Genomic DNA, 15,949 nt, shown 5'->3' on the forward strand with positions numbered 1-15,949 from the left:
TCAGTAGGCAATGCGGATGTCATGGAAGCCCAGCTCGGCAGCGGCGCGTGCGCCCTCTTCGCTGTCTTCCTCGAACAACAGGTGATGGATGCGTTGCGCGGTCTGCTGGAACGCTGTACCACCCAGGCTGTGCAGGTCGAACTGATGGCTGCCCACCTCCGCTCGCACCCGCCCCGGATGTGGCGACAGCAGCAGAATGCGGTTGCCGACTATCAGCGCCTCCTCGATAGAGTGAGTGACGAACAACAAGGTGAAGCGCACCTCTTCCCACAGTTGCAGCAACTCCTCCTGCATCTTGCGGCGGGTCAGGGCGTCGAGCGCGGCGAACGGCTCGTCCATCAGCAGGATCTTCGGCTGCATGGCCAGCGCACGGGCAATCGCCACGCGCGCCTTCATGCCGCCGGACAGGGTGTGCGGGTAGGCATCGGCGAAGGCAGCCAGGCCGACCTTCTCCAGATAGTGCAGCGCCCGTTCTTCGGCCTCGCGACGGCCCAGGGTGCGCGACGCCAACAGCGGGAACATGACGTTCTGCTTTACCGTCTTCCACGCTGGCAACTGGTCGAACTCCTGAAACACCACGATGCGGTCAGGGCCAGGCTCGCGCACCTCGGCGCCATCGAGGCGGATGCTGCCGCCAATCGGCTCGATGAAACCGGCGACGGCCTTGAGCAGCGTGGACTTACCGCAGCCCGAAGGGCCAAGCAGCACGAAACGATCGGCGCGATCCACCTCGAAGCTGACTTCGTGGGTGGCGCGCACCACGCGCTGCGGAGTGCGGTATTCGAGGCTGACCTTGTCTACCTGCAAAACGGTGTCGAAGGCCGCGGCGGTTGACTGTGGGTTGCTGGCCGTGTGGCCTTGCAAGGGGGCATTCATGGGGTTCAGCTTCCTTGGCCGATGGCGGCGTCTTCGAAGAAGTAGTCCTGCCAGGAGGCGGGCTTGTTCTTGATCGCGCCGACGCGCTGAAGGAACTCGGCCAGCGGGTAGGTGTTGGTCGGTGTCACGCTGAACTGGAATTGCTCGTTATCGATGATCTTCAGTAGATCCTCACGGCTGATCTTGGCGCCAGTCACACGGATGTAGGTGTCGGCGGCCGCGCCCTTGTCGTTCTGGGCAAAGTCGGCAGCCTCGGCCAGTGCAGCGACGAAGGCCTTGTAGGTCTTGGGGTTGTCGTTGCGGAATTTCTCGGTGGCATAGAGCACGGTCGGCGAGTTCGGGCCGAGCAGCTTGTAGGTGTCGAGCACCACATGCACATTGGGGTTCTCCAGCGCCTGGTTCTGGAACGGCGGATTGGAGAAGTGCCCGGTCAGCTCGGTGCCGCCGGACAGCAGCGAAGCAGTGGCATCCGGGTGCGGCAGCGCCACGGTGTACTTGTCCAGACGGTCGAACTCCTTGTCGCCCCACTGTTTGGCGGCGGCGTACTGGAGGAAACGTGACTGCACCGAGACGCCCACCGCCGGCACGGCGATGCGATCCTTTTCGGTGAAATCGGCGATGGTCTTGACCTTGGGATTGTTGCTCAACAGGTAGTACGGGAAGTTGCCCAGCGAGGCCACGCCCTTGACGTTCTGCTTGCCGTGGGTGCGATCCCAGACGGTGAGCAACGGGCCAATGCCGGCACCGGCGATATCGATGGCGCCGGACAGCAGCGCATCGTTGATCGCCGCGCCGCCGGAGAGTTGTTGCCAATCGACCTTGATGTCCAGACCATCGGCCTTGCCGTGCTTCTCGATCAACTGCTGGTCACGCACCACGTTGAGCAACAGATAAACGATGCCGAACTGCTCGGCGATGCGAATCTGCCCCTCGGCATGCGCTACCTGAGGCGCCGCCAACGAGCCTGCCAGCAGGCTCAGTGACAGACCGATACCACCGGCCAGCCGGCCAAAACGTGGAATGAAAGGAAAGCGTTTGCCTAGAGACATGGTGAGACTCCATTCGGATACAAGCGAAAAGGGAATTAGGGGGTGCGGTCAATCAGAACGGCACGTCGCCCTGGATAGTCGTGCGGTGCATGCGCCGGCGCAGGTGGCTCGGGCAGCCCGTAGCCAGGTGGACCAGCGCGCGGTTGTCCCAGAACACCATGTCGTGCGGCTGCCACTGATGGCGATAGATGAACTCGGGTTTGGCACTGTGGGCGTAAAGCTCAGCGAGGATCTGCCGGCTCTCGTCCTCAGGAATATCGAGAATATGGGTGGTGAAGTTCTCGTTGACGAACAGGCCCTTGCGCCCGGTTTCCGGGTGGGTGCGCACCACCGGATGCACCACCGACTTGACCTCGGCCAGTTGCGCCTCGGTCAGGGTCGGACGGCGGATGCCGGCGAATACCTCATCGGCATAACGAGCGGTATAGGAATGCGCAGCGCGCTTGCCTTCGATGGCCTGGCGCAATTCGGCTGGCAGGGTTTCATAAGCCAGTTGCTGGCTGGCGAACAGCGTATCGCCGCCCTCCTCCGGCAGTTCCTGAGCCAACAGCATGGAGCCCAGGCTGGGGAACTCCTTGTAGGACAGATCCGAATGCCAGAACTTGCCGGCATCGCCCAGACCGATCGGCTGACCGTTCTCGATGATGTTGGAGATGATGAAAATCTCCGGGTGATCGGCCAGCAGAAACTGCTTGAGCACGTGGATCTGCAGCGGGCCGAAACGGCGACTGAAGGCGATCTGCTGCTCGGGCGTGATGCGCTGGTCACGGAACACCAGCAAGGCGTGATCGAGGTGAGCGCGATGGACACGAGCGAAGTCTGCATCGCTGAGCGGCCGGGTGAGATCCAGACCGATGATCTCGGCGCCAACGGGCGCATCGAAGGGGCGAACCTCGAATGACTGTGCCGAAGCCGCAGTGGTGGTATGGGCTACTGCCGACATAGAAAACTCCATGCAAAGGCGCCAATCGGCGCATCACTTTGACCGGCCGAGGGTTCGGCCATGTGTTCAGTGCGGCGCGCCGATTGGTCGGCAGGTACGCATGGAGGAGAACTCTATAGGTATAAGAAAATTATTTTAAATACCTAAAAAGCATATTCATATGACCGCCAGCGAGTCGCGCCATCAGATGGCACGCTCGCTGCCACCTTAGGGCGCTAGGCATGGCGGTTAGCGGCCAACCATCTCCTGAGCAGGAGCCCTCCATCAGCTCTTGTTACGGCGACCCAACCGAGTCGACACCGGATTCACTTCGTCAAAAACGCCAGACGGCCTTAACTGAAGCTGACTGACTCAGGTAGTCAGCGCGCCCATTGGCTTCGTAGCGTATCGAGATGTCCGTTCCGTTTGCCAGGCTGTGGGTGTAGCCCACACCAGCCCTGGCCAGCCAGGGGCCATGGTCGATCCCAGCGGCAACGAAGCTCTGCCCTGGCGCACCGACATAGCTGGCTACCAGGTTATCGTCGTCGTTGATGACGTCGTAGCTGACGCCAACGATGGCCTCAAGCTGCGAATGGGGGGTCAGCGCATGGACGATGCGACCATCCACACCGAGGGTCATGACCTCAACCGTACTGGCTTCGACATCAAGGCTAAGTGCTCCTGCTCCGCGTTCGGTATAAGACTCAGTCCTTAGCCGGGTGTAATCAGCACGAATCGCCGGAATGAAGGTGTTAGCCTGATCCAGAACGATGGCTTTGGACAGGCTGGAGCCTACATGCAGGCTCCAGCTGTCATAGCTGGCGCTGGCAGAACGATTGAGCCCCCCGAAGTCGAGGGTGCGATCACTGTCGTTGTCATTCCATCCGGCATCGACCTGAAAGCCCAAAATCAGGTCGTTGAGCGGACGGCTGCCATACAGGGCAATGACGTGGCTATCGATTTCGGAATGGGTACCAGCACCACTGAGGTGGGTATTACCGTCGAGCCGGGTGTTGGCATAGGCGTAGGCAATGCCGATCTGGGTTTCTCCAATATCCCCCTCGACACCCGCCGCCAGCCCCCAGGTATCGGCGCTATAACCCGAGGCATTGTCATCGGTATCGTCCTGGTCCACTCGGGAACCAAAGGGCCTGATCCACACGTTCTTGTTCAGCGCTAGATCACCTGAAGACAGACCGGTGGTCCCGGCGGCGAAGCGGTTGGCGAAGATCGAGTTGATGGTATTGAGTGCGCCCAGCGTGGCCTGGGAGCTGGCATTGAGCGGCAAAGTCTGCGCCGCCGCGCGGGCCACACTGCGCTCGTCCGGCAGCCGACCCAGTGCGGTAACGACGTCGATCATATCGCCAGTTGGGGTTCCCTGGACCTGGGCATCAAGGACGCTGGCTGCTCCCAAGGCCGGGTAAAGACGGTTGTTGAGCGCCGAACCGTAGACGGTAGTACCGCTCGAACCGTTACCACTGGCAATGACGTTGAGATCGACGCTATTGCTGTTGATGGTGGCGTTGAAGTCGAACAATGCGGAGTTGTCAGTGACGATGAAGCTCGTCGCGTTCAGCGTGTCGGCCGTGACAATACCCGTCAGAGAGAGGTTGTTGGCCAACGTAGGGCTGCCGATCACATCGACGGCAAGGTTGCTGTTGTTGAAGGTGGCCACGCCACTGACGTTCAGCCTGCCGTAATTCGCGCTGTCGGCGACGCCAATGGTCAGGGTCTGGCTGCCACTCTGGGTGTAGCTGCCTAGTGCCAGCGTGCCAGCGCTTACGGTTGTATCGCCATCCCAGGAGTTGTCGCCAGCGATGGTAAGGGTGCCCGCACCCAGTTTGGTGAAGCCGCCGGTGCCGATGAGGATCCCGGGCGTTTGAATACCAACGTTGTAGCCGTTGGTATCGAGAAAGGCCCCATTGTTTGTAATATCAATATCCCCAAAGCTGAAGTTGGGGAAAAATTCAAGTTCGCTACTCCTGGCCTGTAGAATGCCGCCATCCCACTGGAGTAGTCCCATACCGACACCTTTCAAGATAAAAGGCGTCGAGAAAACCCCACGAGCACCGCTAGTGCCGCTAAGCGACAACTGAGCGAAGCTGTCCATGTATGCAGCAAGGTCAGCCCCATCACGAACAGTGACGATTGCTCCGTCGTCAACCATGACCACGGCCTGCCCATCAACGCCGATGGAGAGAAAACCGTTAGTTGTCCATCTTGCCCCTGTACCGCTAACGAATACCACTCCCTGGCTCCCGTTATTAAAGCCAATATAAGCATCGGTGTTGGTGGCTTCGCCGCCGCTGGTAATGTTGAGTTGACCGAGCGTGTTTCCGCCAACGATAAGATAGCCGGCAGCGTCGAATTGGACACCTGAAGGCACGTTCTGGACCATACCTCCATCAATAACTACGCTTGCCACCGCAGTGCCTGATGCTATGGAAATACTTGCTACCAGAAATGCGCCAGCACACAACCTATACGGCGCAGGTACTCTCTCTTGAAGGCTCGTCGGAATTGGCGCGACTCGCACCTTACTCAGGCGATTGAATACAGCTCCATGGCAACGTTCCATAACACTCTCCCTAGCGACTGCTGGCGAATTGCCGCAGCTTTTGTTTGAGCGCGAGCCTACTCCCAATAAACCCGTTATCGCAAGAAAGCGGCACGTTAGTGCCAGCATCCTCGAATATCAAAAGGCACGCCGTCCCGCTCTGGGCCCCCGCTAAGGCCATTCGTCGACTCAAGCCTGGCTAAGGCTGCACACTGAAGGGAAAGCCTGAAGGCTAGTTCACCTCGAACTTGGGCTTGGCGGCCTTTACACCATCACACGGGCTGTTCTGTTCGCACATACCACTCCACCCGGTTCCGCCCTTGCGTCTTCCCTCGATAAAGGACGGCATCTGCCTGCTGCAGAAACTCATCGAACACCTGCGCGCTGTTGAATTCATTCGAAACGCCAAGGGTCGCCGTGCAGCGAATCGGTTCACTCAGGCCAGCGCCAGCCACTTCGCTATGTTCGATCGCTGCCCGGATGCGCTCAGCCAACTGCCGGGCGCCGGCGCTATCGGTATCCAGGGCGATCACCACGAATTCCTCGCCGCCCAAGCGGCAGACCAGGTCGCCCTGGCGTGCGGTGGCCTTGAGGACTTCGGCAACACGCGTCAGGACGAGGTCACCAACATTGTGACCGTGGGTATCGTTGATGCTTTTGAAGTGGTCGATATCCACGATCAACAGATACGCCGGGCCAGCCGTGCGCGAGCGGAAGTGGGCGTCCAGGGCGTCCATCAGCCCGCGCCGGTTCAACAGCTGGGTCAGCGGGTCGTGCGCAGCCAGGTTGCGCAGTTCATCGGTAAGCCGGCGCAACACCAGCCACACGGCGCTGGGCGGCAGCACCGTCGCCAGAAACGACATGTAGAGGTAGAAAACCTTCTGGAAGCCGCTGCCCATATCGAGGGCCGCCAGGCCACCCTTGAGGATCATCGCGAACTTCATGGCGTTGAGGATGCAGATACCGCCTATCAGCACGGCGAACACCAGCATCTCGACGCGCAGATCCCGGGCAAAGGTTCGCCGTCCGTAGAGCACCGCCACGGTCATGGCCAGAAACAGCGAGGCACAGGCCGCAGCCAGCATGGCGTGGCGGGCTTCGGTTCCCAGTAGCCATTGCACCAATAGTTGCAACAGCGTGTAGCCGGCCACCAGCATGAGCAACGGACGCCGCACCGGCGTCGGCCGCTCGAAAAAGCGCATGGCGCCCAGCACATAGACGACAGGAGCACTGAGCGTCAGCGTGTGATTGATGACGCTCACCAGCCCCTCATCCGGTGGGCCGCCGAACAACTGCAGGATGTAGGCAAGGCCCAGTAACAGGTTGCCCAGCGCGAAGACTTCCATGCCCATCTTCTTGCCATTCAGCCGGGTGCTGATCAGCAGGAACATCACGGAAAAACACAGCAGGTACACGCAGAGCATGCCGAGGATGACGGTAGTGACCATGGTTCGCGCAAGTTGAGGGATGGCAACGGGAGCCTAGCACTGCGTGACGCACAGCGGCGCCCTCGCCTCTCTGCGTTGCAGAGGCTGTTTGCATGGCATTTCAAACCCGCGAATCGTAGGCATATGGCGCTGGGAAGGCAATTTGTCATGCACGCCTGTAGAGGCAGCCTCGCGGCGCTGGCCTACCGTGCGAAAAAAGAATGCCGAGTCGGCTGAGCCGGCTCGGCGTAAACGCAAACCCGTTTGCACAGGTTTACTACCGTGTTCAACGGTGGGCAGCTAGGACACAAAAAGAGCCGCCTTACAGTTTCGATCAGAAAGCCGGCAGTACCGCACCTTCATAACGTTTTTCGATGAAGGCTTTCACTTCCGGGCTGGTCAGCGCGGCGGAGAGTTTCTTGATCGCCTCGCTGTCCTGGTTGTCCGGGCGAGCCACCAGGTAGTTGACGTAAGGCGAATCGCTGCCTTCGATCACCAGCGCGTCGCGCTTGGGATTGAGCTTGGCCTCCAGCGCATAGTTGGTGTTGATCAGCGCCAGGTCGACCTGATTCAGTACGCGCGGCACGGTGGCTGCCTCCAGCTCGCGGAACTTGAAGTTGCGCGGGTTATCGGCGATGTCACGCGGCAGCGCCTGGGCGCTGTTGGGATCCTTGAGGGTCAGCAGGCCAGCCTTCTGCAGCAGGAGCAGCGCACGGCCGCTGGTGCTGACTTCGTTAGGGATGGCAATGGTGGCGCCGTTCGGCAGCTCATCGAGGGATTTGTACTTGGTCGAATAAGCGCCGAAGGGTTCGACGTGTACGCCCTGCACGATCACCAGTTCGGTACCGCGCTGCGCATTGAAGGTGTCCAGGTACGGCTTGGTCTGGAAGTAGTTGGCATCCAGGTTCTTCTGGCTCACCTGCAGGTTGGGCTGAACGTAGTCGGTGAAGACCTTGATATCCAGATCCACGCCTTGCTTGGCCAACTCGGGCTTGATCAGTTCGAGAATTTCGGCGTGCGGCACCGGGGTGGCGGCAACGCTCAGTTTTTCGCCAGCATGGGCCAGGGAGGCAGTCAGGGCAGCGGCCAGGGCGGTCAACAGCAGGGTCTTCTTCATAGTTCCTTGTTCTCGGTCTGTGGCACCGGCTGGATCAGCAGTCCGGCGCGTTTGGCAGGCGCCCGGCGGATGTGCGGGGCTGAGCGCGACAGTACGAAGAAATTTTTATTCCATAAAATAATTATTAATTATTTTCTTATACTCGAAATAATCTTCCACTTCTGCTTCTGAGCCCAGCCTGCTCCCGCCTAGAGTGAAAAGCCTTCGCTCCCTGGAGGCTCCCATGCTTGGGTAACCGGGGACAGACCACGATATTGATGTACCCACCTGTCCACTCGCGGCATGCTGGCGCAGGTCAAGCTGGACGACGCCAACATTGGCTGGCTGCGGGCCTGTATGTTGATGAAGCGCCAGCTTTACCCACCGGAAGCACAACACCATGTCTTCGCGAAGGGTTTCTCAGCCGCGTCCACCAGCGTTCGTGTTCGCCCTTAGCTGGCGAGCACTGGGCCAGCCGCCTAGTCCATGCATGGGTGCCGAATCAATCCGATTGGACGTCAACACACCCTGCTCAGCTCTAGATGCGGCACTACTCAGTAGCGCCGCGTGCTCATCAGCTCTTCCAGCACCCGAGAAGTGACACGAAACGGGATCGACATATGGTCCTCGCCCGCCTCGAGCTGGAAATCACTGCGCAGACCGTACTGCGAGAGGGATTCCAGACGCAGCTGCAGTGAGCGCACATCCTGAATTTCCTGCGGCATTTCACGGTCGCCCACCCACATGCTCAGGCTGCGGTGGGTCAGATCCAGTTCTCCTGCATGCGCTCGCTTGGTGAATGCCCGCTCATGCTCCAGCAGGTAGCGGTCACGCCACCACAGGCTGGGACTGATAGCGACCACATGCTGGAACAGCTGCGGCCGGGTAAACAACGCGTAGATGCCGAACATGCCACCGAAGGAATGGCCGACGAGGCTGATCTGGTCCTGATCGACCTTGAAGCGCTGGTTGACCCGCGGCATGAGGCGCTGCTCGATGAAATCGAGAAACAGGTCCTGGCCACCCTGCGGTGGATCATTGCGCTCGGGCAGTTGCGGCGGCGACAGGTCGAACGCACGACGCTCGAAATCCAGCGGCGTGCTGCTGGGGTAGCCGATGGCGACGATAATCGCCTTGCGCCATTGCTTTTGCGCCCGCTTGGCTGCATGGAATGCCGGAAAGTAGGCATTGCCGTCGAGCAGATAGACCACCGGGTAGCCGCCGGTGTAAGGCACATCGCCCTCCGGCAGGCTGACCATGATGCGGTAGTCACGGCCCTCGGCACTCTTCATCAGCCATTGTTCACTAGCGTCCAGATTGACCTGGTTGGCCTGGGCAGAGGCAAAACCACCCAGCACTAGCGCCGTTACGGCGCCGCGCAGCCAGCTCAGCGCACTCACCAGCTGTAGCTCAGGCTGGTGATCACGCTGCGCGCCTCGCCACGATAGCAATAGCCATCCTGACAGTTGACATATTGCTTGTCGGTCAGGTTGCGGGCATTGACGGCTAGACGCACACCGTCCAGATCGCCAGCGAAGTCGTAGTGCACCCCGGCGTCGAACAGGGTGTAGTCATCGCTTTTCACCGTGTTCATGTTGTTGCCGTAGACGCTGCTGGTGTAGCGCGCGCCCGCACCGAAACCGAGACCAAGCGGTAGCTTGTAATCGAGCCACAGCGCCGCCATGTGGCGCGGCGTATTTTTCGGGTCCTTGCCCTGGTTGCCATCGTTGCTCTTGGTCACCTCGGGGTCGTTGTAGCTATAGCTGGCTGTCAGATGCAGGCGATCGCTGAGGTCGGCCACGGCCTCCAGCTCGAGACCACGTGATACCTGTTCGCCGGTCTGTACGGTGTTGAGCGGATCGAGTGGGTCGCGGGTCGAGACGTTCTCCTGCGTCAGGTGATAGAGCGACGCGGTAAACAGTGCACTGGTGCCAGGCGGCTGGTACTTGAGGCCGATCTCGTACTGCTTGCCTTCGGTCGGTTTGAGCGGGCCGGCGGCGTTGCTGCCGCTCTGCGGCAGGAAGGACTCGGCATAACTGGCATAGGGCGCCAACCCATTGTCGACCAGGTACAGCGCCCCCAGTTGATAGGTGGTAGCAGAGTCACTGCGCTTGCTAGTGCTATCGCTCAGGTTGTCGCTGGTGCGCACATGCACCCAGTCGCGGCGCACGCCGGCCGACAGACGCCAGCGGTCGAGTTCGATCTGGTCCTGCAGATAGATGCCACTACGCTGGGTCAGGCTGTCCTGGTCAGCCAGCAAGGTGCCTGGACGACTGACCGGCTGGTGATAATCCGGTGCGTTGATGTCGATCGACGGCGCCGGCCCGGAGGCGTAAAGCACCGAACTGTCGAACCAGGCGTAATCCCAGCCAGTCAGCAGGGTGTGCTGCAGTTCGCCAGTGGCGAAACGGCTGACCAGGCGAGTGTCGCTGCTCACCGACTCCATATCCTCGTATACCCCGACGGCATAACGCTCCATCACCCCGTTGGTGATCGTGCCGTTGGGTTGCAGGTACTGGTTGGTGGTGTCCAGCTGGCCATAACGCAGATTCTGCTGCAGGCTGAACGTGTCGTCGAAGGCGTGTTCGAACTCGTAGCCGAACGTCCACTGACGCTGGCCAAGCTTGTCGAAGTACTCATCGCCCTGCCAGAAATCGGTGAGGCGGTTACCGTCGTGATAGAGCATTGGCGAGGCGGCGGTCTCGCGCTCCTGATATTGCGCGAGCAGGGTCAAGCTGGTGGCCGGATCGATCTGCCAGCTCAGCGACGGCGCCAGCATGCGCACGTCATTGTTCAGCTGTTCGATGTCGTAGTGGGCGTCACGATAGACACCGACGGTGCGAAACAGTACATCGCCCGCCTCGTCCAGCTTGCCGCCGACATCGAACTGCCCTTGCCGGTGATCGTGATTACCGGCCTGGATTTCCACCTGATTCTTCGCCTGCAGGCTGGGCCGCTTGCTCACTCGGTTGACCATGCCGCCGGGGCTGATCTGCCCGTACAACACCGAAGCCGGGCCCTTGAGCACCTCGATGCGCTCCAGGGCGTAGGCCTCCGTGCCGTAGATCGACAACCAGCCGTTGTAGGGCTGGCGCAGACCGTCGAGGAAGTCAGCGGACATGGTGGTGTCGAAGCCGCGGATGTTGATCTGATCGAAACGCGGATCGAGCCCCGAACCGCCGGTACGCACGCCAGCGCTGTAGGCCACGGCGTCTTCGACGCGGTCGACCTTGCGATCGGCGATCTGCCCGGCGGTGACCACGCTGATGCTCTGCGCGGTCTGCAGAATGGGCAAATCGGTCTTGGTCGCCGTGCTGGCATTGCTGGCGAAATAACCCGGCAGCGGCGCGAAAGCGCTTTGCGTCGGCGCGGCCTCGACGGTCACAGGCTGCAGCTGGTAGCTGTCGTCGGCCCGCTGCGGCCGTACCACATAGCCGGACGCGGTCTTCTCGGCCACCAGCCCGGTACCGCCCAGAATCTGCGACAAGCCTTCCTCGACCGACTGTGCGCCTGCCGCGCCGGGGCTGACCCGCCCGCGGACTGTCTCCGGCGAGTACGACAAGGTAATGCCAGCCCGCTCGGCATAGAGGCTCAGCGTTTGGTCCAGCGCCCCGCCCGGTACATCAGCGGCGGCCGCACGTGGCGTCGGCTCGGCCGCCAGCAACGCGGGGCTGGTGGCAACGCCGCACAGCGCCAGGGCGATACAGATGGCAGTGGACAGCTTGCGCGGTTGCAGGCGCGACGGCAGAGAGCAGGTAGAGCGCATGAGGGTATCCATTCAGGGAGTGATCACCCCTAACCGGATGAGCCGCCAAAGTCCGACAAATTTTTTATGCGACGGGCACAACGCGCACCCACCAGCGGGTTCGCTCCACCAACGTTACCGGCAGCAGATGAGTGATGTTGTGCAACATCAGCTCGGGTTCAGCGAGGCGAAAAACGCCGGACAGGCGTAAGTCGGTTATCGCCGGATCACAGCCCAGCCAGCCATGCCGGTAGCGCCCGGCCTCGGCGAGAAAATCCGCCAGACGAATGTCGTTGACCACCAGTAGCCCACGTGTCCAGGCGAATGGATCGAGCGCGCTTCGCCCCAGAGGGCTCATGCCCCTGGCCGATACCGCCAGCCCCTCGCCCGCCTGCAACTGATGCTGCCCTGCGGCGGCGCGAACCCGCACCTCACCCTGCTCGACTCGTATCTCGCTGCGGTTGTCGTACTCGCGCACCGACATGCGCGCGCGGCGCCCCACGCATTCGGCAAAGGCGCAGCGCAGTTGCCATTGCTCGCCCTCGACCAGCGCCTCGCCGCTACGCAACGAGAGTTTCTGGCCGTGAATATCGATCGCGCTACCCGTGTTGAGCAGCACCTCGACATCACCCGGCAGCTCGAAACGCCGTGTTTCGCCGGTGGCCGTCGCGAAGTCAGCGCGCCACACCGGTACCGAGGCCGCCGCCAGCAGCGTGGCGCTACCAGCCGTCAGGCCAAGCAGCTTGAGCATGCGCCGCCGGCTCAGATCCGCCTCGGCCCGCTGCAACAAGGGGATGGCCTGCGCCGCATCGCCCAGCGGATGCAGCTGAAAGAACCCGGCCATCTGCTGCAGGCGTTGCCAGGCCTGGTCGTGCTGTTCGTCCTGCGCCAGCCAGTCATATAACTGGCGGTGTAGCTCGACGCAGGCAGGCTCGGCGCGCAGACGCATCTGCCATTCGATGGCCGCACGGACGATAACCTCGGAAGGCTGCCCGGCGGCCATCACGGCGCAGCCTCGAAACACAGGCGATAGCAATGCAGCAAGGCGTGGGCTACATGGCGCTCAACGGTGCGACTGGAAACGCCCAGTTGCCGCGCCACCTGCGCATGGTTGAGGCCGCCGAGCTGATAAAGCAGAAACGCCTCGCGCACGGCGGGCTTCAATCCTTCGAGCAGCTGCGCGATGCGCTCCAGGGACTGTAAGGCCTCGTAGCGAACCTCCGGCGACGGATGGCTCGCCTCGGGCAACAGCGCCAGGGCTTCGAGATACGCGCGCTCCAGCGCATCGCGCCGCCAGTGATCGATCACCAGGCCACGGGCGATACGTGCCAGCAAGGCACGAGGCGCCCTATTGTCGACAGGCTGATCACGCACCAGCAGGCGCAAAAAGGTGTCCTGAACCAGATCCGCCGCCTGCTGCGAACAGCCGACCGAACGCCGCAGCCAGCCATGCAGCCAGCCCTGATGCGTGCCGTACAGCACCTCAAGGGGAATGGTCGAATCGGTTTCGGACGAGGACATAAAGCGGCCCATACCAGCAGGCTGAAAACACCATGAAGGAGCATGGCGACCGCTGCGAACATTAATAGCGAATCATTCTTATTACAAATTTTTCAGCTTGCGAAGCATCAGCCCGGCGAGTCAGGTCGTCCCACCTCGCCCTTTTCGGCTAGCGGTGATCACTAAAATGACCGCTGCCTTGCCACCTTTTATCTCGAGCGGCCCATGACGGGCTGTGGTTCGAAGTGCCAAGTGATACCATTGCGCGCTTCGACGCCGCCCCGTCCAACGACGGCAACCGGCGCCACGATGCCCGACACTCCCCCCATGCCTCACCAGCCTTATCGGCTCGTCTGCCGGCAGGGACGTAGCGTTCACTCATATGCGCAGGTTCGTCTTCCTCGGTTCGGGCCGGGCTGAAAGGCTCGAAAGCGGTATCACCCTTTAAACAGCGCACCTCAAGCTATTGATAGGTAAGTCCTTTGATTTCCACCGCTAACATCACCATGCAGTTCGGCGCCAAGCCGCTGTTCGAGAACGTTTCCGTCAAGTTCAACAACGGCAACCGCTACGGCCTGATCGGCGCCAACGGCTGCGGCAAGTCGACCTTCATGAAAATTCTTGGCGGCGACCTCGAGCCTTCCGGCGGCCAGGTGATGCTCGAGCCGAACGTGCGCCTGGGCAAGCTGCGCCAGGATCAGTTCGCCTACGAAGAATTCAACGTGATCGACACCGTGATCATGGGTCATGAGGAGCTGTGGAAGGTCAAAGCCGAGCGCGACCGCATCTACTCGCTGCCGGAAATGAGCGAAGAAGACGGCATGAAGGTCGGCGAGCTCGAAGGCGAGTTCGCCGAGATGGACGGCTATACCGCTGAATCGCGCGCGGGCGAGCTGCTGCTGGGCCTGGGCATCCCGCTCGAACAGCATTTCGGCCCGATGAGCGAAGTCGCCCCCGGCTGGAAGCTGCGCGTGCTGCTGGCCCAGGCGCTGTTCTCGGACCCGGACGTGCTGCTGCTCGACGAGCCGACCAACCACCTGGACATCAACACCATCCGCTGGCTGGAAACGATCCTCACGGCGCGTAACAGCACCATGATCATCATTTCCCACGACCGTCACTTCCTGAACTCGGTCTGCACCCACATGGCCGACCTGGATTACGGCGAGCTGCGCCTGTTCCCGGGCAACTACGACGAGTACATGACTGCCGCGACCCAGTCGCGCGAGCAGCTGCTGGCCGACAACGCCAAGAAGAAGGCACAGATTTCCGAGCTGCAAAGCTTCGTCAGCCGCTTCTCGGCCAACGCCTCCAAGGCCAAACAGGCCACCAGCCGCGCCAAGCAGATCGACAAGATCCAGCTGGCCGAGGTCAAGCCGTCGAGCCGCGTCAGCCCGTTCATTCGCTTCGAGCAGACCAAGAAACTGCATCGCCAGGCCGTGACCATCGAGAAGGTGTCCAAGGCCTTCGACGACAAGGTGCTGTTCAAGAACTTCAGCTTCACCGTCGAAGCCGGCGAGCGCGTGGCGATCATCGGCCCCAACGGTATCGGCAAGACCACCCTGCTGCGCACCCTGGTCGGCGAAATGGAGCCCGATGCCGGTTCGGTGAAATGGACCGAGAGCGCCGAGGTTGGCTACTACGCACAGGATCACGCCCACGATTTCGAAGATGACGTGACCCTGTTCGACTGGATGGGCCAGTGGACCACCGGTGAGCAGGTGATCCGTGGCACGCTCGGGCGCATGCTGTTCTCCAACGACGAGATCCTCAAGTCGGTGAAGGTGATCTCCGGTGGTGAGCAAGGCCGCATGCTGTTCGGCAAGCTGATTCTGCAAAAGCCTAACGTGCTGGTGATGGACGAACCGACCAACCACCTGGACATGGAATCGATCGAGGCGCTCAACCTGGCGCTGGAGAACTACCCGGGCACGCTGATCTTCGTCAGCCATGACCGCGAGTTCGTTGGTTCCCTGGCCACGCGCATCATCGAACTGTCGGACAACGGCGTGACCGACTTCAGCGGCACCTACGACGACTACCTGCGCAGCCAGGGCATCATCGTCTGAGCACACGCTACAGAAACAACAAAGCCCGCTTTTGCGGGCTTTGTTGTTTCAGCGCTCTGCTCAGGCAGTAGCGAACAACTCGGAGATACGCTGCGCAGCACCTTTCATGGCTTCGGCGCGCGGCTCTTCGCCGTAGGCCAGGCCTTCGGCGCGAACGATCTCGATGTCGTCGATGCCGAGGAAATTCAGCACGCGCACCAGGTAGTCCTCATGCGCATGGCCAGACAGCTGGCCGGCATGAATACCACCGGCGCTGGAGGCGATCACCACGGTCTTGCCACCAGCCAGCCCTACCGGGCCATTCTCGGTGTACTTGAAGCTCTTACCGGCGACGGCGATACGGTCGATCCAGGCCTTCAGCTGGCTGGGAACGCTGAAGTTGTACATCGGCGCACCGATGACGATGGCATCGGCAGCCAGGAACTCTTCCAGGGTGCGCTCGGCCAATTCGGCCTCGTGCTTCTGCGCGGCGTCACGCAGCTCGGCCGGAGTGCCGGCGGCTACCAGGCTGGCAGCGGAGAAGTGGCTGATCGCATCACTGGCCAGGTCACGGTAGGTAACCTGGGCATTCGGCGCGGCAACACTCCAGGCTTCGACAACAGAGCGGCTGAGCTGACGGGAAGCGGACGCATCACCCAGGATGCTGGAATCAATGTGCAGTAGTTTCATGGTGTATCTCCTGAGAGTGGTGCGACATGGCGGCACAAT

At 61.2% G+C, this 15,949-nt stretch carries 12 protein-coding genes; 1 reads left to right on the forward strand and 11 read right to left on the reverse strand.

Annotated features, from left to right (window positions below; all coding sequences use genetic code 11):
* The 10 genes from CXP40_RS02665 to CXP40_RS02710 all read right to left on the reverse strand — a co-directional run bounded on the left by CXP40_RS02665 (position 1) and on the right by CXP40_RS02710 (position 13,193).
* Entirely contained in the window at positions 1-876 is an 876-nt protein-coding gene (locus CXP40_RS02665; RefSeq protein WP_106732458.1) for an ABC transporter ATP-binding protein, read from the reverse strand.
* A 5-nt stretch (positions 877-881) separates the two neighbouring features.
* On the reverse strand, positions 882-1,925 hold the full coding sequence (locus tag CXP40_RS02670) for an ABC transporter substrate-binding protein (RefSeq protein WP_106732459.1): 1,044 nt from the start codon (positions 1,923-1,925) through the stop codon (positions 882-884).
* Positions 1,926-1,977: 52 nt separating this feature from the next.
* Entirely contained in the window at positions 1,978-2,868 is an 891-nt protein-coding gene (locus tag CXP40_RS02675; RefSeq protein WP_106732460.1) for a TauD/TfdA family dioxygenase, read from the reverse strand.
* A 313-nt stretch (positions 2,869-3,181) separates the two neighbouring features.
* Positions 3,182-5,245 (reverse strand): autotransporter domain-containing protein, encoded by a 2,064-nt coding sequence (locus tag CXP40_RS02680; protein WP_177429613.1) that lies wholly within the window; start codon positions 5,243-5,245, stop codon positions 3,182-3,184.
* 431 nt (positions 5,246-5,676) lie between these two features.
* Complete coding sequence (locus CXP40_RS02685; protein ID WP_256579217.1) at positions 5,677-6,795, reverse strand: GGDEF domain-containing protein; 1,119 nt, start codon at positions 6,793-6,795, stop codon at positions 5,677-5,679.
* 370 nt (positions 6,796-7,165) lie between these two features.
* A complete protein-coding gene (locus tag CXP40_RS02690) occupies positions 7,166-7,948 on the reverse strand; it encodes a MetQ/NlpA family ABC transporter substrate-binding protein (RefSeq protein WP_106732463.1) in 783 nt (260 codons plus the stop codon).
* 533 nt (positions 7,949-8,481) lie between these two features.
* Entirely contained in the window at positions 8,482-9,327 is an 846-nt protein-coding gene (locus tag CXP40_RS02695) for an alpha/beta hydrolase (protein ID WP_256579218.1), read from the reverse strand.
* Entirely contained in the window at positions 9,324-11,693 is a 2,370-nt protein-coding gene (locus CXP40_RS02700) for a TonB-dependent siderophore receptor (RefSeq protein WP_106732464.1), read from the reverse strand. Before CXP40_RS02700 ends, CXP40_RS02695 begins: the two co-directional genes overlap by 4 nt.
* 64 nt (positions 11,694-11,757) lie before the next feature.
* On the reverse strand, positions 11,758-12,675 hold the full coding sequence (locus CXP40_RS02705; RefSeq protein ID WP_106732465.1) for a DUF4880 domain-containing protein: 918 nt from the start codon (positions 12,673-12,675) through the stop codon (positions 11,758-11,760).
* Positions 12,675-13,193 (reverse strand): sigma-70 family RNA polymerase sigma factor, encoded by a 519-nt coding sequence (locus CXP40_RS02710; RefSeq protein ID WP_106732494.1) that lies wholly within the window; start codon positions 13,191-13,193, stop codon positions 12,675-12,677. The genes CXP40_RS02705 and CXP40_RS02710 overlap by 1 nt, the downstream gene beginning before the upstream one ends.
* A gap of 461 nt (positions 13,194-13,654) precedes the next feature.
* On the opposite strand from CXP40_RS02710, the gene CXP40_RS02715 reads away from it, so the two are divergent.
* Positions 13,655-15,241: an ABC-F family ATPase gene (locus tag CXP40_RS02715; protein ID WP_106732466.1), complete on the forward strand. Its 1,587-nt coding sequence runs from the start codon at positions 13,655-13,657 to the stop codon at positions 15,239-15,241.
* A gap of 60 nt (positions 15,242-15,301) precedes the next feature.
* Here the strand turns inward: CXP40_RS02715 and CXP40_RS02720 are convergent, their stop codons facing one another.
* Positions 15,302-15,910 carry an FMN-dependent NADH-azoreductase gene (locus tag CXP40_RS02720; RefSeq protein WP_106732467.1) on the reverse strand — a complete coding sequence of 203 codons (609 nt, stop codon included), beginning with the start codon at positions 15,908-15,910 and terminating at the stop codon, positions 15,302-15,304.
* Positions 15,911-15,949: the final 39 nt, after the last annotated feature.

Source organism: Pseudomonas sp. YY-1, from assembly GCF_002843095.1.
GTDB lineage: Bacteria > Pseudomonadota > Gammaproteobacteria > Pseudomonadales > Pseudomonadaceae > Aquipseudomonas > Aquipseudomonas sediminis_A.